The following is a 24845-nucleotide window of genomic DNA, read 5'->3' as shown; positions in this document are numbered from 1 at the left end:
AACGATCTACTTTTTTAGCAGCAACGCTATGCTGCCTGTGCTTACCGGACTTACCAATCTGAACTTATCGCCTCCTGAGATTTCTGTCGAAGACAGCCAATCCCCATCACTGACGGAAAGCCAATGAAGGGTAGCCCCGGAATTCATTGCTCCCAGATCCAGCAGCAAATCTCCCGATTTGGGAAAATATACCAGATATTTTTCACCGGTTTTGGCTGCACAGTAGCCTTCATTTTCATCTCGCTCCAAAAGTAAATCCATACGAGGAACCAATTCCCATAACTTCATCTTTTCCTCTACTTTCCTAAGGGTTTTAATGGCATTGATAGCAGGAGTGCTCAGCCCCAAACCGGAGGGTGGCCTGTGAAACCTGCTGGCGGCAAAACCACCTGTTATATTTCGGAAAAAAGTTTCCACTGCATGTTTATCATCGATACCCCTGCCGGTCCAGGAGCTGGTGGTATTTCCATATATTTTGGTGCTATTTACTGGTCGGGGATTGGGTTGAATATAATTAAAAATGTAGCGGGCATTGTCCCAGTTGAGCTGTCCGGTATTGTGGCTGTTTTGTGACATGTCTATATATTCATAGCGTTCGGGATGATCCAGTGTCCGCTTGTGCATGTCTGATTTGATGTCCCAGTCATCCCACATCTGGGTAAGCATAGTAGCTTTATCCCCTGCCTCCTCTTTGATAAATTCGGCCCAGTAAATGGCCCATTCATCTTCACCCTTGGTTTCATTGTCGATGCAATACAATACATGGCCGTAGGGAAGGCTATGTTGCAATACTTTGCGGACAAAGGATTGCTGATATTTCAACATTACCGGATTATCATCCAATGCTGGTACGGTATAAAAAAAAGGTTGTTCATTCGCTCCCGGATGCTTGGGGAACAGGCTGTCCAGCCGGGATTCCTCATAGCCATAATTGATGTTATTGGCAGGATGATAGGGATCTGACAACCACTCCTGCCTGGAATGATCAAACCGGTCCCATATCTCAATTTGTACGATGATGTCCCTTTGGGCAGTCCAGCGCAGCAGGCTATCAAACTGGCTCCAATAGGCCTCATTCCAACTGTTCAGGTCATATTTTCCATTGGCATCTGCAGCGAATGCCCGCAGGTTTCCCGGATCCCGGTCACTCATGGTGTTCCGGATATAGTTCCCACCTATTGCCTGAAGGCTGTCCAGATGCGATTTCAGGTTATGCTGCTGAAACAGGTTGTCGTTGTCGGTGGCTCCCAAAAGCAGTACGGGCTTTCCCTTGTACTCCCAATATGCAGGATTCTCTGACCAGGGCCGGATGCTGCCATCTGATTTTGGGTCATGCACTTCACTGCCCTCCTGCCGGCAGGCCGCAGTCCATAGAAGCAATAAAAGGCATCCGCAATAAAGAGATGGTTTCATGGATTTGGGTTTAATATGATGCGTTTATAACTGGTCAGGGCCGGTAAGCCCCGGTCTCTCAGTTCCAGGATCAGGTGTATGGAATGCCCCGCTGTCACTACCGGCATTTCAAACGACACTACTGCACCATGCAATTCCGGATTTAACGATAAGGATTTGTCCGGCCGGAAGATTTCCTCATATATCCACCATTTAAAATCGAGCTGTTGTCCATCAGGATCGGTGCTCCCGCCCGCATCTAAACGTATGAGGTCTCCCGGTTTAGCCGAAATGTACAAGGGATCCGGGCCCTGGTGACCGTTTACGACCGGAATGGGATTGTGGTTTGCCTCTCCGTAGGGAAGGTGAGCCCACTTTACCCGTGCCATAAAGTCCGACTGGAAGGCGATCCTCCAGCGGGCTACCGAATGCCGCTCATTGAGTGTGCCGTCGAGATAATCAGGAGCGTCTATCCAGAGGCTGCCCTTCAGCAAACGGTACCGGCCGCCCCAGCCCCCCCAGTCGGGTCGCTCGGGAACATTTAATCCATTCCGGATCAAACCCAGGAATGAAGGAGAATCTCCTTCCTTCATGCCATTGGTACCGTGCCCATGAAGTTGATATCGATCACTCAAAGGCCCGTTGCCGTGTATATTGGTTCTGATCCAGTCTCCATTTTGCATGTGCTGCTGACCGGTCATGTACATACCCCTGAAGGAAGACAATTCCCTTACCCCGGTAAACCCCTGCCAGGCGAAACCATTGGCGATAAAATTCAATTCCGGGAATTCCCTGAGCAGGTATTCCCTATGCCCGTCCTGGTCTCCGATGGCATGAACCTGTATCTTCCGGCAAAATGCGCCCACTTCCTCCCCGGACCGGCTTTCGCTGATCCTCCACAGGGCCTGAGCCAACTCTCGCAAACCACCCCATACCGGGATGTGTACCAGTGATTCTGCCGCATCTACTATCTGAATTATCGCGTCCGATGCCTCGGTATCATACCCCTCACCGATATCCTTCGAGTTGCCCTGTCCCTTTCTGATCAGCGAAAAAAGGGTATCCGGATGGGGAAATCCCTGTGAATGAATGAGCAAGTTCGGATATATTGCGCGATATGCCTCCAAATGCCCGGCGATAAGATCCGGCATGATATCCTGCCCATGACCCAGCCGGCTGGTGGCACACAATGCCCGGATGTCAAAGTGATCGGCATAGTAAAGGAAACGCACCAGGCTCTGTTCGTCGTCCGTGTCGCCTCCGATATCGGTCAGTAAAATCACCTGTGGCTTTTCGGTGGTAAAACCGAAAAGCTTCCAACTGAACACCAGGCTACAAAAGAGAAATACAAAAGTTTTCATCTACCTGCTATTTACGCGCCGTATCGAATTTCATAAACTCAAAAAGAGAATCGGCTTTGTTTAAGAGGATTTATTTCAACTCCAGCGCCTCGGTATCGACGAATTCCTCTCCCCGGATAGCCACGAAATCTGCCAACATGGATTTAAGCTTATCCGGATTTTCCTCAGCCAGATTTTGCTGCTGAGCCAAATCCTTACTCAAATCGTACAATTGAAAATCCGGATCATTACCCAATTCTATATCAACATTTGCATTTACCGCCGGACCTTTATAAGGCGGTATCAATACCCAATCTCCCTTTCGGAAAGCAGTACGGGTAGTGGCTTCCAATACCAATGATTCCCTGCCTTCATCAGATTTCCCCAGAAAGGTTTTCGAAAAGTCCTGACCGTCTGCACTTCTCTCGTCACTTCCTGTCAATGAGGCCAGGGAATTGAGGATATCTATCTGGCTGAGCATGGCATCAGATTGCCCCGGCTGAATGGTACCTTTCCAGTAAGTGACAAAGGGCACTCTGGTACCGGCTTCGAAAAGGCTGTATTTCCCTCCGCGAAGGGGGCCGGACGGGGTATGATCCCCCAGTTTTTCTACGGCATCATCATAATAACCGTCATTGAGAACCGGGCCGTTGTCACTGCTGAAAATGACCAGGGTATTTTCCAGGAGGCCTGCATCCTCGAGCGTTTGCATAAACTGCCCGATGCACCAATCTGCCTCAAGTATCACATCGCCTCTGGGCCCCATACCGGACTTACCTGCAAAACGGGGATGAGGGGTGCGGGGAACGTGGGGTTGTTGCATGGCATAAAATAGAAAAAACGGTTCATCCCTTTCCTCCTGGACGAATGCTTTTGCCTTTTCCAGAAAATGATCGGCCATTTCTTCGTCTACCCATTTGGCCTTCTCACCGCCTTTCATAAACCCTATGCGTGGTATCCCATTGACAATGCTATTGTTGTGCCCATGATGCCATTTCATGGTCAGCATTTCGGGATTGTCCTTTCCGGTAGGCTCTCCTTCAAAATTTTCCTGGTAGCTAATGGATATGGGATCATCTGGTTCCAAGCCTTGTACCAGGCCATTTTCCAGATAAACGGTTGGGACTCTGTCCTGGGTGGCAGCCATGATGTAGGAATAATCAAAACCAACTTCATTTGGGCCGGGACTTACCCGCTCATTCCAGTCGACTTGTCCCTCTCCCAGTCCCATGTGCCATTTACCTACCACTGCGGTAGCATAACCCTGTTTTTTCAGCATTTTCGGAATGGTCAGCTCATTTAGACCGATGAGCAAGGGCGCGGTTCCGGGCAGAATTTTGGCATCTTTGTTTCGCCAGGGGTAAGTACCGGTCATAAGTGCATACCGGCTTGGAGAGCAGGTCGCCGAAGACGCATATCCTTTGGTGAATTTCATTCCTCCATTGGCCAGAAAATCCATATTGGGCGTCTCAAGGGTGCCAGCACCATAAGCACTCATGTCACCGTAGCCCAGATCATCCATATAAATGATAACGATATTTGGTTTTTGAGTGGAAGAAGCTTCATCTTCTTTCGCTGATTGCTGGCAACTGTAAGTGGTCAGCAAAACGCAGGCTACAAGCAGGACGAATTCGGAACGAAAACGGATCATAGATGGGTTTTTAGTAAACTAGTTAAGAATTAAAAAAACAAGATATAAAATTTTCGCGAATTCCGTTGCGAACAAATTTGTCTTTTCCCTTGAGCTGAATTTATCGCTTCCAGCATAAAGGTCATAAAAAAAGGGGTACCCATTGGGCACCCCTCTATGTTATAGCCTAAATCTTTTCCTAATTATCCCAGAACAATGTTCTGTTCAGATTGTCATTAGGCTGTACCTGTTGGTAATTCTCCGTGTTGTAAGTTTGCTCAGATCCGGGGTAGATCCACCTGTTGGGAGGAAGACTTTGCTGGTTAGACTGGTCTTCCCAGAACACCAGATCTGGCATCTCTACCCTTCTCAACTCAGCCCAGTTTTCGTTGGGTTGCACTACATTGAAATGCAGCCATTTCTGTTCGGCGATCAGTCGCATTTTATCCATTTCACCGGTAGCCGCTGCCCAACTGATATCGGCATCGGCCAGATAAGTGTCGATCGCAGATTCGGTTACAGGTATTGGTTCGGGCGAAATCAGGTTATTGCTCATATTGCGCAACATTTCGTAATAGTGAATGGACTCTCTGATACCTGTTTCATAGTGTTCCCTGGCCTGCGCATCCTGGCCTGCTTTCAGGTAGTGTTCGGCAGCCATAAAATGAACCTGACTGGCATTGATCAGCATTCCCGGGAAATACTGGTTCCTGCTCAGGGTGGTTCTGTTGTAAATGGCCATGGTATTGGATCCGATCAATTCGGTCTGCTCTGTAGCGCTAAGTAGCGGATCTAAGGGGATAAATTCACCACCAGCCTCTTCTCCTGGCTCGAATACATAGGTAAGTCTGGGGTCTTCGTTATTCATCATGTGTTCCAGCAAAGCTTTACCAGCCACATTTCCGTCCCAGTCTTCCAAACCAGATTGAAAGCTATTTGCTGCAATCAGTGTACCCAGTTCGTGTATGCGAAAGGTGATGTTTTCATCATTCGTCGTTACGATAGGATAATTTGCCGGATTGGAAAGAATCGTATTGATTTCAGAAGCAGCGCGATCAGCAAAGGCAGGGGTTTCACTCACGCGGGTAAGCATTCTCATCCTGAGAGAGTTGATATATTTCAACCACATGTCAATATCACCTCGGTTGACCAGATCCTGAGATTCAAACCCGGTCAGCACACCAGGATTGATCTCCATGGTTCTCAACTCATCCGCAAAGCCAGCCAGATCGTCCAGCATTTTGGTGTATATGGCTTCCGGTTCGTCATAGGACGGATAAGATTCCGTATAATCTCCACCATTGGTGCTGAGCATACCTGCCTCCGAAAAGGGTATGGCGCCATGAAGGTCGATTACCTTCTGGGTATGGTCATACAAATAGGTAGCTGCGGTGATCATGAATACGCGGTAATCCTGCTTGTTCTGTGGACTCAGATCCGCATATACTTTTTCCAATTCCCGATATTGGGCGAGAAATTGATAATAATTGTTCCAGCGGTCGTTGATGGCTGCGGATCCGGGCACGTACTGGTTCTCCTCATTGACCCATCCGATAGCTTGTGTATAGCGGTTTAGGGTAATTCTCAATACCACGAAATAATTCCAGTAACTGGGAAGCACATATTCCCGGTTAGCGATCATAAATCCGGTAAATTGCTTTTCTACGGAGGTTTCCGATACCTTGGAAGGATCGGTATAATTTTCCTCAAATTCGGAATACTGACAGCCTGCAAGGCTGGTAAGGATTGCCAGAGTCAGTAATACTAATCTATTTTTCATGATGTTTAATTTAATATGTTGAAACACCGCTTAGAAACTTGCCCTAAGCATTAATCCTACGGTTCGGGTGGCAGGATTGGTACCTGCATTGGTCAGGGTCTGTGACCATCGGGAGCCGCCGGTCAATACTTCAGGATCCAGGTCCTTGATATTTCGGTAGAAGAAAAACAGGTTCCTTCCGAAAGCAGAAACATTGATGCTATTTGCTCCAAGTTTTTTTGCAAAGGAAGGCGGCACCTGATAACCCAGAGACAATTCACGTAACTTCAGGTAGGTATTCTCCTTGATGTACAACTCGTACCTTGCCTGGCTATATTGCGGCCCTCCCCAGTTGTAAGTTCGCTGGTAATACAAGGCTTGAGAAATCACATTGGTATTAGGATTTCCATCGGCAGTCACACCATCCATGAGCATGCCGTCGTGGTATACAGTTTCGCCGTTAGGGCCTTCAGCGCTGGAAGTTTGCACACCTTGTCCGTCGGCATTTACGTAATAAGACAATCCGCCGCTCTCCGTGTCCATGTAGTTCAAACTTTCCTCAGTCAGGCCCCTGCTGATCATCCAGTTGACACCGGTAGGCATCACATGACCTCCGAGCTGAAAATCTGCCATTACCTGTAAGGTAAAGTTTTTGTAAGCCAGGTTATTAAAAATACCTCCTACAGCTTTTGGCATGGCATTACCAGCCCGGATCCACTCATTGGGGTTGATTTTGTACAATCCGTTGGGCTGGACGATTTTTTCGCCGTTGGCATTGGTTTCGACCGGTCTGGCAAAGAAATCTCCCATAGGACGACCAACCACTGACCGAAGCTGAGCAGCGTTGCCATCGTAATCGGCATGTAGCAATTCAGTTGCATTGTTAGCCAGCTTTTCTACCACGTTCATGTTACGGGCAAAGTTGATTCCTGCCAGCCAGTCGAAGTCATTGTTGCGGTACAAAGTCCCACTCAAGGCGATTTCAATCCCTTTGTTACGCAGTGTTCCGATGTTGGCCAATACGGAAGTGGCACCGGAAGTGGCCGGCAAGGTAAGCGGCAAAATCTGATCCCTGATCTGTGCATTGTAATAGGAGAATTCAAACGATAACCTGCCGTTGAAGAACTGGCTGTCCGTTCCAAATTCGAATTCATGCTTCTGCTCAGGACGAATACCGTCGTTTCCAAAGCTGCTGGAAATATTCGTAAACAATACGGGTGCACCTCCAGGCTGCTGTACGCCGAGGGTATTCTGGTTATAGGCAATATTGGCCCGGTACACATCGGGATAATTACCCACTATACCCCAGGATCCCCTGATCTTGGACGAACTGATCCAGGAAGGCAAATTGACCGCATCTGATAGTATAAAACTGGAATTGGCCGAGGGATAAATAAAAGTATTGTTGTCCGGATTCATCGTAGAAGTGCGGTCCCTCCTGACAGTTCCTTCTACATAGAAAAATCCCTTGTAATTCAGGTTAAGGGTTCCCATTGCCGCATCGATAATCCTTGAGCTCCTGTAGGACCCGTTATTCGGCAGATTGACCGATGCTACCACGTCAAACAGATTTTCTGTACTGAGTCCACCATTGGTACCTCTGGATATGGAGGAATTGCTTTCCTTGTCAGCCGTATAGCCTGCTGTTGCACTTAAGGTCAGATCTTCATTGATTTGCTTGTCATAGTACAGGAAAACATCCCCGTACAAAATACTGAAAATCTCATTGGACATGCTAAAGCCGCCGGAAGGACCGAAAGCCAAAGGCCGGGTAGTAGAACTCGCGGTTTCGTTTTCCCTGTAGGTAAAATCCGTAGAAATTCTGGTACGCAAGCTCAGTTCATCTGTGAAACTAAAGGTATTGGTAATACTGCCAATTACCCGGTTACTTAATTCCGATGCCCTTTGCTCATTTACGTTCCATACATAATCACCAATGGCGTCCTGAAAGCCGTTTCTTGTAATGTTCTCCTCCGGAGTCAGGCTCTGACCGTTTCCGGTGACATAGCGGTATCCCCTGCTGGTCTTGTATCTGTCCAGGTACCAGGCGCCATTGTCAAAACGGGTCATCATCCCTCCGAAGTTGTTGATCATACGATCTACTGAGTAAGGACGGTTAGCCGTATATTGGTTGATGTAGTTGATGAAAACGTCTGTTTTCACTTTATCTGAAATCCTGAAAGTAGCATTAAGGTTGGCGATGTTTTTGCTGTTTTTGGAGTTCAAACTCAAGGCCTCATTGTCCTGACGGGTAAGGGAAACCCGGAAATCGGCTACATCCGTAGAATTTGAGATCGCAACGTTTACCTGCGAACTGATGGGATCATTAAATAACGCTGCATATGCATCTTCCTGAGCCACATAAGGTCTTATCTGATCGTCCCAGGCCATTACCTGCCGGCCATCAAAGGGGGCTCCAAAATTCAGGTTGGTAGCCGGTAAACCTGTAGATCCGTCAGGATAGGTAATGAACCCTTCATCATTCTGCCCAAAATCAAAAACGTGAGAAGGTGCTCCGGGACCTCTTACATTTTGGTAACGGGGAAGATAAGCGATTCTATCCATGGCATAGTTGGCATTGAAATCGACTTTGAATCCCTTGGTAGATCCCTTCTTGGTGGTGATCAATACGACGCCGTTTACCGCCTCAGAACCGTACAAAGCCGCAGCCGAAGCGCCTTTGAGTATGGAAATATCAGCGATGTCTTCCGGGTTAATATCCAGCAGACCATTGCCTCTCAGGCGCTGGTCTCCCCAGAAATTATTGTTGTTTACTTCCTCGTTTCGGATAGGAATACCATCCAATACGATCAGAGGCTGGTTTCTTCCGGTGATGGAGTTGATCCCCCGTATAGTGATGTTTACTGGCGAGGTGGCTCCTCCTGCTCCTGCCTGAATCCGCACGCCGGGTGCTTTGCCATACAATGCAGTGGCAAGGTTTGGTGTACCCACTTTGACCAATTCATCGGATTTGATGTTTGTGGTTGCGTATCCCAATGCCCTCTTGTCCCTTTCCTGGCCAAAGGCAGTTACTACGACTTCCTCCAGACTACCGACGTCCTCCTTCATGGTTACGTTGATAGTACTTCGGGTTCCTACAGGTATGGTTTGGGTTTCAAAACCTATAAAGGAAAAAACCAGGGTGGCATCTTCGGGAACATCAAGCCTAAACTCTCCGTTGGCATCTGTAACCGTTCCCATTGATTCACCTTGTACGGTGATGGTCACTCCCGGAATAGGCTCTCCATTTTCATCTGTTACCGTTCCAGACACCGGGGCCTCCTCTGCAATGGTAGCTGACGCAGTTTCAGCGCCCGGCCGGTTTTCGGCACGGGCATGGCTTGCCAACATACCTGTCAGCACAATACCGCAAAATAAAAAGCACAGTAGGCCTCTTATTCCAGGGATTTTTACAAGTAGATTTTCTTCATTTTTCATTTTGTTGATTGAGTCAGGTTTAGGATGGAATTATCCTCCGTAAACATTTTGATTAAAACATGAATAATACATTGATAAACCCAGCATTTATTGCTGTTTGTCTTTGAAATTTTCACATAGGCAGGAGATTTGTTTATAATAATATAAATTATCTAAAGATTAAAGATTCGCTAATTTTATAATATTTTTTATTAAAAACCAGAAGTTAACAAAAAAATTTATTTTAATAAGGTTATTTTTTAAATTTCAAAATGAAAAATGGTAAATGGCAAACAATCGGAAGTTTTGATTAATTTATGGATTATTGACACCATTCCGGGTTGGATTGCCTTAATATGGAATTAAATCTGCATGCGAATGCCAGCAATTCCGCATTTTTTGAAATGGGAATCTGTAGTGGGTCTGATTGCAGGCATTTACCCGTTCGGAAACCTTGAAAAACAGGCAAACCAGCATTAGAATAAAACGAGCCGCTGTTAACATAGCCCGATTGAAAGCGGTAGAAGTAGTAATATTGGCTTAACAAACAGGACAATGAACCATTTACTCCACCTGCTATTTATTATTTGGACTATACTCTCTGCGCCGCAACAGGTGTTGCATGAAGTAGCTGAAACACCGAATATCATTATCATCCTGGCAGACGACCTGGGCTACGGGGACCTGGGAGGATTTTATGGGGGCAAAGCCCATACCCCTCACCTGAATCGCCTCGCTGCCGCGGGCATGCTCTTTACTGACTTTCACAGCAACGGAGCCATGTGCTCCCCTACCCGGGCCGCATTGCTGACTGGCAGGTACCAGCAGCGATTGGGGATCGAGGATCCCCTTCCCGGGGATTGGCAGGACCAGGGGATCGGAGCGATCAAAGGCATTGCCCGTGAAGAGTTTTATACTCCCCCCACTATGGCCGAATACATGAAAGCGGCTGGCTATGCGACAGCCTTTTTTGGCAAATGGCACCTGGGCAATCATTCGGATGCCAATCCGCGGAACTTTGGTTTTGATGTGTTCCGGGGCCTGACCTCAGGTGACGGAGATTATTTTTCCAAAATAGATCGACATGGCTTTCCGGATTGGTGGCACAATGAACGGCTTTCGTATCAGGAAGGCTATACCACGGATGTGATCACCGACAATGGCATTCAATTTATAGCAGCTAACAATGAAAAACCTTTCTTCCTTTACCTGGCGCACCTGGGCGTCCATTTCCCCTGGCAATCCCCTGGGGACGGACACCTGGAAATCCGGAAAGAGGGCACCGACTATACCTCCAGCCTACCCGGCCCTGCCAGCAAGCTTGGACCCCATGCACCGGAAGAGGTACCCGGCACCCTTATAGAAATGATCGAATCCCTTGACCGGAATGTAGGAAAATTGATCGCTTATCTCAAAGCAGAAGGCCTGGACAAAAACACCTTGTTGTTTTTTACCTCAGATAACGGGCAATACCTGAATTACCAGGCTGACACCTGGCCTGAGGTCGGGTCCAATGGCAAACTAAGAGGTGAAAAATCTGATCTTTTTGAGGGAGGACACCGGGTACCGGCCATTGCCTGGTGGCCCGGGAAGATAGGAGCAGGAAGCAGGTCTTCCGAAACATTGGCCTCCTTTGATCTTTTGCCTACCTTTCTGGAGTTGACCGGACAGGATTTTCCTGATCGGAAGGGAAAGGATCGCCTGGATGGGCAAAGCATGCTGCCGCTACTTACCGGCAAAGGAAAAATGCCCGACAGGACCCTCTTCTGGAGGACTCCGGAAGCCATTGCGGTCCGGAATGGTCCATGGAAATTACTGGAAGACCGTGTCAATGGCACTTTGGCCCTGTATCACCTGGAGCAGGACCTCCCCGAAATACATGACCGTAAGGAATATTTTCCGGAAAAAGTTGATGAGCTCAAGGGTCTCATCAATCTATGGGAAAAGGAAATGGATGACAATTGATCATTCCCGGCTAAAAAAACAAAAAGTAGCATTGACATCCTGTTTTGTAATTGGTTGTGAGTTCAGGATCTTCCAAGTCATCTATAATGATTTGATTTGTTATAATCCGGGTTTAACACTACGCAGCATAGAAAGCCAAAAAATCGTACCGGATAATTTTTCTCCAACCCTTTCATTAACGAATTCGTTTGAACCAATAGTCGGTTTTGAATCTTTATAATTTAATTCCAGATAAAACATTGCTACCACTTAACACCGCCCTGCCATGAAACAATTCCTCACCGTCATTTTCGCCTTTTCTTTGAGCGTATATTCCTATACTCAGCTATGGGGTCAGGAGGCCGATTATGACAAAGCCAAAATGGACAGCTTGTTTTCCCTTATCGAAGAAAATCAGAAAGGAATGGGTAGCCTTTCCATATTCAGAGATGGGGAAGAAGTGTATCAACGGGCTTTTGGATATGCGGATGTTCAAGGCAATATAAAGGCAACACCGGACACCAAATACCGTATCGGGTCCATTTCCAAGCTTTTTACGGCTACCCTCATCCTGAAATTGATAGACGAAGGAAAATTACGGCTGGAGACTCCGCTTGCCGAATTTTTTCCTTCATTAAAGAACGCCGAAAAGATTACCGTTGAGCATTTGTTGCGCCACAGATCCGGTATCTTCAACATCACCAGTGCACCTGACTATCAGGATTGGATGGAAGAACCTAAGTCCCGGAAAGAAATGCTCGACATCATTGCGTCACACGACACCACTTTCGAACCAGATACAAAAGCTGCCTATTCCAATACCAATTATATTTTACTTGCCTTTATTGTAGAAGAGATAGAAAAGACTGCCTTCTCAGAGGTTTTGAAAGATCGGATTACCGAACCTTTGGGATTAGAAAATACCTACTATGGCGGCAAAATCCAATCTGAAAACAAGGAAGCGCATTCCTACCAGCCAGGCGCGCCCTGGAAAAAAGCGACTGAAACCGATATGAGTATTCCGGGAGGTGCAGGGGCAATTGTTTCGACTCCTACAGACCTGAATACATTTTTTCACGCACTTTTTTCTGACGAACTGTTATCCGAAAACTCCTTCCGGCAAATGACCCGGATCGTAGACAATTTTGGCATGGGTTTGTTTCAAATTCCGTTTTACGACAAAACGGCTCTGGGCCATAATGGAGGCATAGATGGATTTCAGTCCAACGCGGCCTATTTTCCGGAAGAAAAGGTTGCAATTGCATACACCTCGAATGGAGTGATTCTGCCGATCAACGATATTCTGATTGGCGCATTGAGTATTTATTTTGACAAACCTTATGCTCTTCCCGAATTCAAAGAAGGCCTTAAGCTTTCCAGCGAGGAGCTGGACGCCTACCTGGGAACCTACAGCAGCCCGGACTTCCCATTGAAGCTTACCATTACGAAAGACGAGCAAACTTTGATCGGACAGGCAACGGGTCAGCCATCCTTTCCGCTGGAAGCCTACGACACCCACGTCTTCACATTCATTCAGGCCGGCCTGACGCTGGAGTTTGATCCGGATAGTGACACCATGATTTTAATTCAAGGCGCAGGCAAATTTAAGCTTAGCAGGGAAAAAGAAGTTGCTCCTGTCGACTAAGCACCTTTTTTCTTTACTTTGGCTATCCAGCGCCTGATTTCCTCTTCCAGTATATCCAGTGGCAATGCACCACCACCCAGTATGATGTCGTGAAATTGCCGCAGGTCAAATTGATCGCCCAGCTCTTCTTCGGCCACGGCCCGGAGCTCCTGAATTTTCAACATGCCAATTTTATACCCGGTCGCTTGTCCGGGGATGACCATATAGCGTCGAACCTCGGCTTTGATGGCCCCGGGGGAAATAGAGGAATTGTCTGAAAAGTATTGGATCGCCTGCTCTTCCGTCCAGCCCTTTGCATGCAGGCCGGTATCTACTACCAGCCGTATGGCCCTCCAGATTTCATTGACCAGCCTGCCAAAGTCATAATACGGGTTCTCGTATCCACCCATCTCCTTCGCCAGGATTTCGGAATACAGCGCCCAGCCTTCTACATAGGCATTGAACCCCAATTGGGTTCGAAATTTGGGAATACCCTCCAGCTCCTGAGCAATGGAAACCTGCATGTGGTGACCGGGATTGCCTTCGTGGTAGGCTACCCCTTCCATGGTAGATTTTGGCATGGCACTCATATCGGATAGGTGAACATAATAGGTTCCCTTGCGCGATCCATCCGGCGTACCTTTTGAGTAATGCTGGGGCGCACCGTCCTGTTCCCGGAAAGCTTCTACCCTTTTGACCTGCAATTCTGCTTTGGGCAGCAAACCAAAGTAGTCGGGAAGTTTTTGATTGATCGCATCTAGAAAAGCCCTGGAATCTTCCAGATAAGCTTGTCTGCCTTCATCCGTATTGGGGTAGAAAAACTGCTCATCCGTATTGATAAATTCAAAAAATGCTTCCAGACTACCCTCAAAACCGACTTTCTCTTTGATGTCCAGCATTTCCTGTTTGATGCGGTCCACTTCGGCAAGGCCGATCTGGTGGATTTCTTCAGCAGTCAGGTCCGTAGTCGTCGATGCTTTCAGCCGGTGCTGGTAGAAAGCATCTCCATCCGGATGCCGGCTGACCCCTGTCGGTTGCTCTTCCAGTTCAGGCAATTGGGCTTGCAACCAGGAGATCAATTCTTCGTAAGCCGGTTTGAATTGATCTTTCAATACTCCGGCGGCAGCATCCCGGAACGCTGCTGCCTGCTTTTCATCAATCTTCCCTGCATCTTCGAGACCATCACCTCACCGGTACCCATAGCACAGCATCGGCTACTACTGCCCCATCTGCATCTTTATTGGAAACTTCCACAAAAGGAGAAGTATCGGGTTTTAAATCAAAGTCTCCCAAATGTACCCATTCCCCGGAAGTCTGGCCCTCCACCCTGATGTCTTCTTCTTCAATCACCATTTCGTGTTCTTCATACCCATCTCCCAATAACACATTTGTCTTTGTGCTTGCATCAGCAACCCTCGAGAAATAAACGTACACCCCATATTTTCCAGCTTCCCTGATGACGGGACTGAATCGGGCAGAACTTTCACCAGAGGTACCAACAACCAGAAAACTGGGGCCATATCCTCCTCTGCTTCTCATTTCCCAATTGCCGTTAAAGGTCACCCGGGCTGTATCCTCATTGTCTACCAGGATATCCGCAGTGCTTCCATCCGCCAGGGGGTTGGTTTCCAGCTCCTCCTGAAGGGCTGGCACATCTACTTCCTGAACAGGCAGCCCTTCGTCAATGGCCATATTCGCCGCCACGGCAGCAGATTGTCCCAACACCATAAATACCGGCTCCATACGGATAGACCCAAAGGCAATATGACTGGCCGACATGGCCGCCGGAACCAGGAGGTTTTTGGCCTCCTCACTTTTGGGTATGATAGAACGGTAGGCAATGGGGTAAGGTCCAAAGCCACCTATCTCCACATTTCCTTCATTTTTGACCATCTTTTTACCCTCCTTTTCGATCACGATCCGCTGAATATTATGGGAGTCCATGGTATAGGCAGCCATGCCAATGCCATCCTCCACCACCTCATCTCCCACACAATTGGCCTGCGTCATGACATATTCCCCGATCATTCTTCTCACTTCCCTCACATATAGCTGTGGTGTCCAGTGCCCATTGTCTATATATTCGTCTTTGGGATATCCCCATTCCTGAATCTGCTCCTGGATTTCCTCCGGCACCCTGGGGTCTGTTTTATAAAAATAAAGCAAGGATTTGGTATAGTGGGTGTGTGCATCGATGATTTCCTGCCTGCGCTCATAATCACCCTCCGGATAATCATGGTTCATGCCGATCATATCGGTTGAAAAACCACCCCGGTTATTGATATCTGTTTTGTTATTGGGCATGTGGCTCCAGATAAAATAGTTGTTTAGACTTTTTTTGTCCGGTTGGGCCTCAAAGAGGCGAACCAGCAAATCAAACATGCCCGGGTCGTATCCCTCCGGTTCGGTGATCTCCACCCTGTTGGCCGGATCATTGGTCAGGCAGATCCGGTAATTGTAAGCCTGTATTTTATCGTCTCCCGTCCCATCCGGTTCCAGCTCATCTTCACTGACCCCCCACAATAATCCACTGGAGGGCTCACCGGGAGTGTTGTAGGGGTCTATCCCATCCGGAAACTGGTGGCCGGTCATCAGTTGTACGCCGTTATAGGTTTCGCCATAGACCTCATTGGATTCTCTGCCGATGGCATAGCTTACCCCTGACAAGGCCATCAAGTCCCCTTCATAGGTGGCATCGATAAACATTTTTCCCGCCACTCTTCTGGGTTCTCGACCAGGATCGTTCGCTTTTTCCAATTCAATTTCCCGGATAAAACCATCCTCCTTTTCTACACCGGTCAACCGGTATTCGTACTGGACGTCTATTCCTGCCCGGTCCAGGTAATCCTGAAAAGTTCTCTTAGCCACGCTGGGTTCAAAAATCCACTGTTCAAACTTGCCATAGTGATCTCCCAGACGGCGGTAAAAGTCTCTGGATAAACCTGTCACGGCGTATTTGTTACCAATATCGGTGTAGCCCAAACCTCCTGTGGTCAATCCGCCCAGATGCTGGCTGGGCTCGATCAATAAGACAGATTTTCCCATGGTTTTTGCTGTATAGGCAGCAATAATACCAGCAGAATTGGCTCCATATACCACCACCTCATAGCTTTCCAAGCCCTGGGCCTTTTCCGAAGAGCAGGAAAGATTAAAGCCGGCTATAACAATACAAAGTACTACAATTGCGATTTTCATGTTATTCATTTTTTTCAATTTATTCTGCGAAACAGCAATAGCCGTACATCCATGACTTCATTGCCAGGGATGTCCAGCGCCTTCAATACCATTTTTGATCTCCCCTTAATCAAATTGATCCTACCCAGTGACATGGGTTTAAAATCTTTCACATAGGATTCCATTCGTGCCACCCGATCATTTTCCATGCCCCTTAGCGGAGGGTCATGTGCCTCTTTTACCTGTGCCTGCACCTGAGCTCCTCCGACAGAAAGTTGGATTGTGGACCCCAGATTTTCTTCATTACAGGTGTAGTACAATTCCACTTCAAATTCACCCGCATCCATGACTTTTACATCCCAGGTGATGCTATCCTCCCTGCTGCGCCAATTGGTGAAAAAGGAGTCGTTGGGAAATCGGTTACTGCGCTGAATCCCGCCATGAGGCTCAGCATCTCTTGCCGGCATTTGGGTAAAGGCGGCTTCCGGGTGGCCCAGGGTAAAGGGTCTCGTTTTTCCGTCAAATGCGGCAGCCATTTCCTCATTCCAGTCGGTTTTCGCCAGGCCAAGTTCTCTGGCAATTTCCGGATACGCTGCTGCGATATCAGTGGTTTGACCAGGGTCGGCCTCCATATCATAAAGTTTGCCCTCCCGGTCCATGCGATACTGCTGCGTCCGCACGCTGGTACTTCCATTCCAATGGCTAAAGATCATTCTGTCTTCCCAATGGGGATTGTCCTTTAATAGAAGGGGAGCCAGGCTTTTGCCATCCAGTGGCTTGTTTACTGAAGGACTGATGCCGGTCAACTCCATCAAAGTGGGAAAAAGATCAATGGCCCCTGCAATTTGTGAAATGGATTTTCCCTGAGGTAGCCTGCCTGGCCATTGGATAAAAAAGGGGCTGCGCACTCCTCCTTCATCCGTGGATCCTTTCCTGCCTTTCAGGCCACCATTCCAGCGAAAGCTGTTGGGACCATTATCACTGAGGTAGATCACAATGGTATTTTCTTCCAATCCCAATTCTTTCAGCTTGCCCATGACCCTCCCTACATTCCAATCAATGTTTTCGCACATGGCCAGAGCCGCCTTTGTAAACTGCAGGTCTTCATTTTGATTGGCAGGCAAAACCATTTCTAATTCTCCGGACTCAAAATTTTCCCACCATTGGTCCGGCACCTGCATGGGAGAATGAGGCGTATTGTAGGGCAGGTAAACCAGAAAGGGGGATTTGCTATTGTCTTCAATAAATTTGATGGCCTTATTGGTAAAGTCATCCACCATATAACCATCACCCTGTATCAACCTTCCATTTTCCTCCAGGGGAGGGCTGAAATAATCTCCCCAGTGTCCTGAACAAAACCCATAAAAATAATCAAATCCTCTTGAATTGGGATGGTAGGGATGCTGCATGCCATTGTGCCATTTGCCGAAAGCTGCTGTGGCATAGCCTGCTTCCTGAAACCGCTCCGCAAAGGTGGCTTCATCCAAATCCAGTCTCTCCTCTCCGGCCGAGGTACCCCTAACTCCTCCCCTCAGGTGGTACCTCCCGGTTAGTAACTCTGCACGTGTAGGAGAACAAACCGGCGAGACATAAAAGTGCTCAAAACTCAATCCATTGTGTGCCAGCTGATCAATATTCGGAGTATTCAGATTGGTGTTGCCATGATAGCTTACATCTCCCCAACCCTGATCATCAGCAAGAAAGATCACGACGTTGGGAGGATCTGAGGTCCTGTGCTGCTCAGGCTGTCTGCAGCCCGTGAAGCACAGGAAACTCAGCATAATAATGAAAAATGGACTTTGGAGGAGGATCATATGTACTACTTAGATGCTATTCTGTCATCTAATGTAAGTACCTGGCCGTCCTCCCGCAATTTCACTTTCAAGTCGTCATAGGAGAGATCCTGTACAGGAATACCCTGCTCCATGGACATCACAGCAGCCGTAGCGGCTGACTGGCCTAATATCATGAATACTGGTTCCATACGGATTGACCCAAATGCAATGTGGCTGGCCGAAACAGCTACCGGAACAACAAGATTTTGGATCTCCTCCTTTTTGGGAACCAGCGATCCAAAAGCAATTTCATAGGGCTGTGGCAAGGGAACCCCGATATCCCCCTCATTGTGTACATGACCGTTTTCGTCTACATACCGCTGAATGTTATGGGAATCTATGGTATAGGAACCCATTCCCACCGATTCCGGAGTGGGCTTTTTTTGCAACAATTCATTTTCCGTCATCACATACTTTCCGATCATCCGGCGGGCCTCCCGCACATAGATCTGATGGGGCCAGTTGCCATTATCGGTAAACTCATCTTTGGCCAGGCCCCATTTCTGAAACTCTTCCTGCGTTTCTTTAGGTACCCTGGGATCATTCGCTACGAAATACAACAACCCCTTCTGATAATCTTCATGTTCCTTGATAATTTCTCTTCGTCGCTCATAGCTGGCCTCAGGATAGTCGTAGTTCATCCCGATATTGTCCGAACTAAATGGTCCATGGTTATTGGTATCTGTTTTCCGGTTAGGGATCATGTCAAATTTACCGAACCATTCCCTCCAGCCGGCATCAAAAATCCTGACCAGTAGTTCATATTGCGTGGAATCGTAATTTTCTGGTCTGGGGAAGGGCACCTGATTATCGGGATGATTGGACATGCAGGTCCTGAAGCAATAGGCCTGCACTTTGTTATCCCCTTCACCTTTTACTCCCGGATCTTCTGCGCTGATCCTTGGCAAAAGTCCCGAAGAAGGATCTCCCTTGACCCAATAGGGGTCGATAGGCTGATCCAAAACCTTGAAATGGTGCTTGTGGTGGTATACCCCGGTCTGCACGCCATTCCATTCCTCACCATATACACTGTTGGCTTCCCGGCCTACGTGGTAACTTACCCCTGCAGCCGCCATCAAATCCCCCTCATAGGTGGCATCGATAAACATTTTACCTTTAAATTCCTTTCCGCTTAGTGTGCGGATAGCTGTGATTTTTCCGTCCTCCACAGTCACCCCATTCTCTCTGTCCAGCCATTCATCACGCAGAACTTCTATCTCCATCTCTTCTACCCACTCATCGTACACCTCTTCAGCCACATGGGGTTCAAAAATCCACATGGTACGAAATTCCCCGTCAATGGCGGGAGTTCCCTGGCCCTGGTTACCAAAATCGGCACGATCCTCCCATTTCCAGGCATCTTCTTCCTGGTATTTGTTGTAGACGCGTTGGTAAAACTCTCTGGACAAACCACCGATGACTTCCTTCTTGCCAGTGTCGGTCCAGCCCAATCCTCCGGAAGTAAGACCTCCGAGGTGTTTATCGGGAGACACCATGATCACGGTTTTGCCCATTTTTTTTGCCTGAATCGCTGCCGTTACGGCACCGGAGGTACCTCCGTATACGACCACATCCGTAATTTCTTCCTGCTCCTCAGCGGGGCTGCATGTCATAAAACATAGCATCAACAATAGAGGCAGCACGTAAATCTTTAATCTGTCTGTCATTTTCATCTTTGGTATTGGATTTGGTGGCAATTATATTATTGAAATAACATCATTTTATGTATCTACTAAACCTGATCTGTCAATTTCATCCTTTCCGGATCCCATCCCACAGTTTTTTTCTCAAAATAGCTGATATTTCCGGCTTCTGTCGGGCCTGATGCCCTCAGTCCAAATACCGCGTCTTCTACTACTGTTTTTCCGGATCGAATGGAATCAAAGAAGTTGACAAAATGCTCGTACCGGTCTCCTTTGTAGTCGGATGGCACCTTGTACTCAAACTCAGATGGTCCTACCAGTGAAGCTTTGGGCGGGTATTTTTTATAATGATCTGCCTTTATGGCCTCCTGCATAGCTTCCGGAAAGCTGTTAAGTGACATTCCCGGATCTTTGGGAAAGGGGGTTTTGCGCAAGGTAAGCCCGGTAAATCCGATGGAAATATCTCCTTCCGAACCGACGATCCGAAATAGAAAATTATCGCCTCCACCGCTGACCAGGTTGGTTCTGAGTGCCAGGTTAAATGCCGGGTGCTCAGGTGTCTCCGGGTAATCAAATAATCCCAGGTGCAAATCAGGCACATCCCTGCCATCTTTCCAATAGCGAAGACCACCGGTGGCCATTACCCGGTTTGGACCCTTTGAGCCGGTAACAAAGTGCAGCATGGAAAGCATGTGTACGTAAAGGTCCCCGGCTACCCCGGTGCCATAATCGCGGTAATTTCTCCAACGGAAAAAACGCAGGGGATCCCAGGGACGGTTGGGAGCCTGCCCCAGATAGGTATCCCAATCAACTGTTTCCGGTGAGGCGTCCAGGGGAACGGTGTACTGCCAGGCTCCCCTTGCGCTATGCCGGTCTATCTGAGCCTCAGCAAAATTGATTTCTCCGATTTCTCCTGCATGGATCAGTTCCTTTGCCTTGGCATGTATGATGGAGCTCACATATTGACTACCTACCTGAAATACGCTACCGGTCTTTTGCTGCATGCCAATAATGGCATGCCCGTCTTCAGATTTTTGTACCATAGGCTTTTCACAGTAGACATGTTTGCCCTTCTCCATGGCATCCAGACATATTTTCTGGTGCCAGTGGTCTGTGGTGGCATTGATTACGGCGTCCACATCGGATCTTTCCAGGATTTCCCGGTAATCTTTGGTAGTGAATAATTCCTTCCCCCAAAGTTCACGGGCACGAACAAGCCTACCGTCATACAAATCGCAGGCAGCTACTACTTCGATACCATCCACCATAAGTGCCGTGTTGACATCTCCAATGCCCATTCCACCCGTCCCTATCACCGCAATACGGATACGGTCATTGGCCGCTATTTTTTGCTTATCCCTTTTTTCCAGCAACAAAACCCCGGATTTCCGGGCGTTTGAAACCAGAGGCAGGCCGGTGGCTACTGCGGCAGAAGTGCCGATTTTCCTGATAAAGGATCGTCTGGTATTCCCTGAGTTTTCTTTCATGTATTTAAAGTATTCCGTTAATTCCTACCGGTAACTCGCAAAATAACCATTTAATTCAGTTGGGTAAGAAAGGAGACACCTGTCATCTCCCATTTACTCCGGATTTTTTGTTGGTTGCCTTTCAACGAGGTACCAACCAGAAAGCGGATTTCCAGTATCGATTAATGGATCATTTGTGATCCAGAATCTGCTTGTCTTTTACCAGAATTGCTTTCAAGTCCTCATAAGGCACATCCTGCACCGCCGAATTCTGATCTATGGCCAAACTAGCAGCGGTAGCAGCAGACTGGCCCAGCACCATAAATACCGGTTCCATCCTTATTGACCCGAAAGCCACATGGGTAGAACTTACGCAAACAGGAACGAGTAAATTTTCTTTTTCCCCCTTTTTAGGTACAATGGCCCGATAAGGAATGGGGTAAGGTTCCGGTACATGTGCTTCAAAGTTGCCTTCATTTTGCACGTAGCCATTGTGGTCCACGTAGCGCTGCACCATGTGGGAATCCATTCCATAAGCTGCTAGGCCTACTACATCTGAAACCGGAGGCTCCAGTCCTTCGCAATCTCTCTGGGTGACGACGTAATCGCTCCGCATCCGCCGCGCTTCACGGATGTAAAGCTGGGGCGTCCAGCCTCCACGCGCTTCAAATTCATCCTTTGCCATACCCCATTTGGAAACCACATCACGTACTTTTTTCGGGATCCGCGGATGGTAGGCCAGGGTCCACATCAGTCCCTGCTGATACTCCAGGTGCCGCTGTGCAATGGCCTCACGCTCTTCATAGCTGGCTTCTGGAAAATTGTGGTTTTGGCCCACAAAGTCTGTCGAGAAACCCTTTTGGTTATTGGTATCAGTCTTTCTGTTGGGCATGGGAGTATTGATCCAGGGAACCAGGGGGTCTCCATAGTGGTACATTTCCTCCAGGGGGCCGGTAGCGGCCTCATAATTTCTGAACAACAATTCATATTCGAGCTCCTTGTAATTTTCGGGCTTTTCGAAAGGTATCCGGTTATCGGGATGATCCGTCAGCGTCATCCGGTAACAATAGGCCTGAAGCTTATCATCGGCGGTCCCGTCTATGCCAGGACCTCCCTCAATGATAAATGGAAGCAGCCCACTGGAGGGGTTTCCCTTTTCCACGTAAGGATCTACCCCAGGAATAAAGTTATGGTGGATGGCATTTCGGGACACGTTATTTTTCAAGGTTCGGTTGTAATAATTGGCCTGTACTCCGTTTAGGGTTTCTCCAAATTCGCTATTGGCTTCTCGCCCTACCATATAACTAATGCCGGCTGCTGCCATCAGGTCTCCCTCATAGGTGGCATCCATAAACATTTTTCCCGTGTAGGTTTCTCCACTTTCCATGGTGATGGCACGAATGCGGTTACCCTGGGTATCTACCCCACTACTCCTGTCCAGGCGCTGTCCGGTTACCAGTGTAATGTCTTCTGCAGCCATCATTTGTTTGTACACTGCTTTGGCAGCAGAGGGTTCAAAGGTCCACATGGCGTCTTCTCCCTCTTTGGACCTCCCCTGATCCGGACGGGTAAAATAATCTGACCGGTCCTGCCAGTTCCAGTTGTCGGGATTGTCATAATAGTTTTTGATGCCCTGGTAAAACTCCCGTGAGATTCCACCGATGGCCTGCTTGTTCCCAATATCGGTGGCTCCGAGTCCTCCTGTGGTAAGCCCACCGACATGGCTCGATGGTTCTATCAGTACCACAGATTTTCCCATTCGTGAGCTTTGAATGGCGGCGGCTACCCCTGCCGAGGTGCCCCCGTAGATAACGATATCAAAGGACTGGTTTTGCGCCTGGACCGGGTGAATGGCCAGGAATGAAAAAAAGAGAAATAATGCAAGCAATAAATTTTTCATGATGTATATTGAGTTAATGTATCAAGACTATCTGTTTAATATTACTCCAAACGTTGATTTTGGTCCAATAAGGCTGCTTTTAATGGTTCGTAGGACAGATCCTGGACGGCGATACCCTGATCAATGGAAAGGGCTGCTGCGATCGCCGCAGATTGGCCCAAAACCATAAAAACAGGCTCCATCCGTATGGATCCAAAGCCAATGTGGGTGGCACTCAGACAAACCGGAACAAACAAATTACCAGCTTCTTCTTTTTTTGGTACGATGGATTTGTAGCTGATCGGATAAGGGCCCTGCACGGACGCCTGCACGTTGCCTTCATTCTGAACATAGCCATTGTGGTCTACATACCTTTGGATATTGTGGGAGTCCATCCCGTATGCGGCCAGCCCCACAGCATCCTCAGCGACTTCAAGGCCTTCACAATGGTGTTGGGTCATCACATAATCACTTACCATCCTCCTTGCTTCCCGTATATAAAGTTGATTTTGCCAGCCATCTTCCCGTTCAAACTCATCCTTACAGGTGCCCCATTGCGAAATCACATTCCGAATTTTTTCCGGAATTCGTGGATGGTAGGCCAGGCTCCACATCAGTCCCTTTTGGTATTCTCGGTGGGCTTCGATGATCTTTTCCCGTTCTTCGTAAGAAGCTTCGGGGTAATCGTGATTCTGACCGGTAAAGTCTGTAGAGAAACCGTGGTTATTGTTGGTATCCGTCTTCCGGTTAGGCATGGCAGAATTGATCCAGGGCAGCCTGGTTTCACCTGCTTCATAATTGCGAAAGAGCAATTCGTAATTGCGCTCTTCATAGCCTTCCGGCTTTTCAAAAGGTATCCTGTTTTCCGGGTGGTCTGTCAGACACATGCGAAAACCATAGGCCTGCACTTTCTTGTCCCCCCTGCCGTCTATTCCAGGCCCCCCTTCGACAATGTAGGGCAACAAACCACTTTCAGGGTTTCCTTCTTCTACATATGGATCTACCCCTGGCACAAAATTATGGTTGGCAGCATTTTTGGAAAGCTTTCCCTTCAGGGTAATGCTCCAATGATTGGCCTGAACACCATTGACGGTTTCCCCATATTCCTCATTGCTTTCCCTGCCAACCGTATAACTGACACCGGCAGTGGCCATCAGATCCCCTTCATAGGTCGCATCCATAAACATTTTTCCCTGAAAGGTTTTTCCGCTTTCCATGACAATCGATTGGATTTTGCCCCCGGATTTGCTCACACCTCTTTCTGAGCGGTCCAACCTTTCATTATAAACGATGTCAATGTTTTCTGCATCAATCATCTGCTGGTACACTTCCAAAGCGGCAGAGGGCTCGAAGGTCCACATGGCATCTTCTCCTGCTGCAGTACGGGTCTGGCCACCGTCCTGATACTCCTCCCGGGATTGCCATTTCCAGTTTTCAGGATCTTCATAATGCGACCTGATGTTTTGGTAAAATTCCCTGGCTATTCCTCCAATGGCTTGCTTGTTGCCTATATCTGTCTGGCCCAGGCCGCCTGTTGTCAGCCCTCCCAGCCTGCTGGAAGGTTCAATGAGGACGACAGATTTGCCCAAACGGGAAGCCTGAATCGCTGCTGCAACGCCTGCGGAAGTACCTCCGTAGATGACAAGGTCGTATGGTTGTTCGCTCTGCGCGATGCCAACCCGGACAGGTCCCGTGGCCAGCAGCAAACAAATGGTCAAAATCAAATAATGCATGTTCTTTTG

14 protein-coding genes are annotated in these 24845 nt (G+C 48.0%); 2 read left to right on the top strand and 12 right to left on the bottom strand.

What is annotated here, in order from left to right; all coding sequences use genetic code 11:
• Positions 1 to 6: 6 nt before the first annotated feature.
• The 5 genes from BUB19_RS14630 to BUB19_RS14610 form a co-directional block, all read right to left on the bottom strand.
• Positions 7 to 1413, bottom strand: coding sequence for a hypothetical protein (locus BUB19_RS14630; protein WP_143156050.1), 1407 nt, complete (start codon positions 1411 to 1413; stop codon positions 7 to 9).
• Positions 1410 to 2753 (bottom strand): nucleoside hydrolase-like domain-containing protein, encoded by a 1344-nt coding sequence (locus BUB19_RS14625; protein WP_073095296.1) that lies wholly within the window; start codon positions 2751 to 2753, stop codon positions 1410 to 1412. Before BUB19_RS14625 ends, BUB19_RS14630 begins: the two co-directional genes overlap by 4 nt.
• A 70-nt stretch (positions 2754 to 2823) precedes the next feature.
• The gene (locus BUB19_RS14620; protein WP_073095295.1) at positions 2824 to 4383 is read right to left on the bottom strand and encodes a sulfatase family protein; all 1560 of its coding nucleotides are present in this window, start codon (positions 4381 to 4383) and stop codon (positions 2824 to 2826) included.
• Between the two features lie 178 nt (positions 4384 to 4561).
• The gene (locus BUB19_RS14615) at positions 4562 to 6142 is read right to left on the bottom strand and encodes a SusD/RagB family nutrient-binding outer membrane lipoprotein (RefSeq protein WP_073095294.1); all 1581 of its coding nucleotides are present in this window, start codon (positions 6140 to 6142) and stop codon (positions 4562 to 4564) included.
• A gap of 30 nt (positions 6143 to 6172) precedes the next feature.
• Positions 6173 to 9559: a SusC/RagA family TonB-linked outer membrane protein gene (locus tag BUB19_RS14610; RefSeq protein ID WP_073095293.1), complete on the bottom strand. Its 3387-nt coding sequence runs from the start codon at positions 9557 to 9559 to the stop codon at positions 6173 to 6175.
• Positions 9560 to 10093: 534 nt separating this feature from the next.
• Here BUB19_RS14610 and BUB19_RS14605 point away from each other — a divergent pair.
• Both BUB19_RS14605 and BUB19_RS14600 read left to right on the top strand, forming a co-directional pair.
• Complete coding sequence (locus BUB19_RS14605; RefSeq protein ID WP_084097344.1) at positions 10094 to 11503, top strand: sulfatase-like hydrolase/transferase; 1410 nt, start codon at positions 10094 to 10096, stop codon at positions 11501 to 11503.
• A 265-nt stretch (positions 11504 to 11768) separates the two neighbouring features.
• Positions 11769 to 13127 (top strand): serine hydrolase domain-containing protein, encoded by a 1359-nt coding sequence (locus BUB19_RS14600; RefSeq protein ID WP_073095292.1) that lies wholly within the window; start codon positions 11769 to 11771, stop codon positions 13125 to 13127.
• On the opposite strand, the gene BUB19_RS14595 is transcribed toward BUB19_RS14600, so the two are convergent.
• From BUB19_RS14595 to BUB19_RS14565, 7 genes are all read right to left on the bottom strand, one after another.
• On the bottom strand, positions 13124 to 14266 hold the full coding sequence (locus BUB19_RS14595; protein ID WP_084097342.1) for a DUF885 domain-containing protein: 1143 nt from the start codon (positions 14264 to 14266) through the stop codon (positions 13124 to 13126). The genes BUB19_RS14600 and BUB19_RS14595 overlap by 4 nt on opposite strands.
• Before the next feature lie 22 nt (positions 14267 to 14288).
• Positions 14289 to 16301: an FAD-dependent oxidoreductase gene (locus BUB19_RS14590; protein WP_073095328.1), complete on the bottom strand. Its 2013-nt coding sequence runs from the start codon at positions 16299 to 16301 to the stop codon at positions 14289 to 14291.
• A gap of 14 nt (positions 16302 to 16315) precedes the next feature.
• A complete protein-coding gene (locus BUB19_RS14585) occupies positions 16316 to 18061 on the bottom strand; it encodes an arylsulfatase (protein WP_073095291.1) in 1746 nt (581 codons plus the stop codon).
• 38 nt (positions 18062 to 18099) lie between these two features.
• A complete protein-coding gene (locus tag BUB19_RS14580; protein WP_073095290.1) occupies positions 18100 to 19788 on the bottom strand; it encodes an FAD-dependent oxidoreductase in 1689 nt (562 codons plus the stop codon).
• A 59-nt stretch (positions 19789 to 19847) separates the two neighbouring features.
• Complete coding sequence (locus tag BUB19_RS14575) at positions 19848 to 21245, bottom strand: Gfo/Idh/MocA family protein (RefSeq protein ID WP_073095289.1); 1398 nt, start codon at positions 21243 to 21245, stop codon at positions 19848 to 19850.
• Between the two features lie 169 nt (positions 21246 to 21414).
• The gene (locus tag BUB19_RS14570) at positions 21415 to 23124 is read right to left on the bottom strand and encodes an FAD-dependent oxidoreductase (RefSeq protein ID WP_073095288.1); all 1710 of its coding nucleotides are present in this window, start codon (positions 23122 to 23124) and stop codon (positions 21415 to 21417) included.
• A gap of 41 nt (positions 23125 to 23165) precedes the next feature.
• Positions 23166 to 24836, bottom strand: coding sequence for an FAD-dependent oxidoreductase (locus tag BUB19_RS14565; protein ID WP_073095327.1), 1671 nt, complete (start codon positions 24834 to 24836; stop codon positions 23166 to 23168).
• Positions 24837 to 24845: the final 9 nt, after the last annotated feature.

Origin of the sequence: Cyclobacterium lianum (genome assembly GCF_900143075.1) — a bacterium.
In the GTDB taxonomy this organism is placed as follows: Bacteria; Bacteroidota; Bacteroidia; order Cytophagales; family Cyclobacteriaceae; genus Cyclobacterium; species Cyclobacterium lianum.
This window is presented reverse-complemented; position numbering and strand designations above follow the sequence as displayed.